The 1,044-nt window shown below is 61.6% G+C and carries 2 protein-coding genes; one reads left to right on the forward strand and one right to left on the reverse strand.

The features are described from left to right. Window positions 1–686: endonuclease/exonuclease/phosphatase family protein (locus ACXRVY_RS31225; protein WP_458239237.1), on the forward strand; the 686-nt coding region annotated here is incomplete at its 5' end. 151 nt (window positions 687–837) lie between these two features. Here the strand turns inward: ACXRVY_RS31225 and ACXRVY_RS31230 are convergent. Beyond that, window positions 838–1,044, reverse strand: a 207-nt coding sequence (locus tag ACXRVY_RS31230; RefSeq protein WP_458239238.1) for an alpha amylase C-terminal domain-containing protein, incomplete at its 5' end; no start/stop codon positions are given.

The raw sequence follows: 1,044 nt of genomic DNA on the forward strand, positions 1-1,044 counted from the left end.
ACCGGCGCTTCATCCTCCCGGAGTTGCGTGAAGCGGTGCGCAGTACGTCGGCAGACCTGGTGTTTCTGCAAGAAGTCGTCGGCGAACACGACCGGTATTCCTCCCGCTACAACGATTGGCCACAAACCTCGCAGTACGAATTTCTCGCCGACAGCATGTGGGGCGACTTCGCCTATGGACGCAATGCCGTCTATCCCGACGGTCATCATGGCAATGCCTTGCTGTCGAAATACCCGATCCGCGAGTACCGAAACCTGGATGTTTCCATTACCGGCCCGGAACGTCGCGGCTTGCTGCACTGCGTACTGGACGTGCCGGGACATAACGAAGTACATGCCATTTGCGTGCACCTCAGCCTGCTGGAAAGTCATCGCCAGCTGCAGTTGCAGTTGCTCTGCCAACTCCTCGAGTCCCTGCCGGATGATGCGCCGGTGATCATTGCCGGCGACTTCAACGACTGGCAGCTGCAGGGCAATGCCGCCCTGGCCCGTCGCGATTATCTGCACGAAGCCTTCGAACGCCACCATGGCCGCCCGGCCAAAACCTACCCCGCGCGGTTTCCCTTGTTGCGCCTGGACCGCGTCTACCTGCGCAACGCCAGCAGCCATGAGCCGCAAATACTCGGGCACAAGCCGTGGACGCACCTGTCCGACCATTTGCCGTTGGCGGTGGAAGTGCATCTCTGAATCACCGCCATTCATTGCCAGGCGCCAAATGTCGGCGTCGACTGCACCGGCCCCTTCGCGGGCAGGCCCGCTCCCACACGGGTTTTGAGTACGACATCAATCCAGTGTGGGAGCGAGCCTGCTCGCGAATAGCAGCACCGCCGACTTCGGATCAGCCCTGCGGCCTTAACATCAACACCGCCAACGGCGGCAAATTCAGCACCAGTGACAACGCCTGCCCATGGCTCGGCGTTTCCTCGGCCACCGCCCCGCCACTGTTGCCGTAGTTGGAACCGGCATAGATCGACGAATCGCTGTTGAGCACTTCACTCCACTGCCCGGCAAACGGCACCCCGACGCGATAAGCCTCGCGCGGCAC

The sequence above is a fragment of the Pseudomonas sp. P5_A2_2 genome (genome assembly GCF_054177685.1).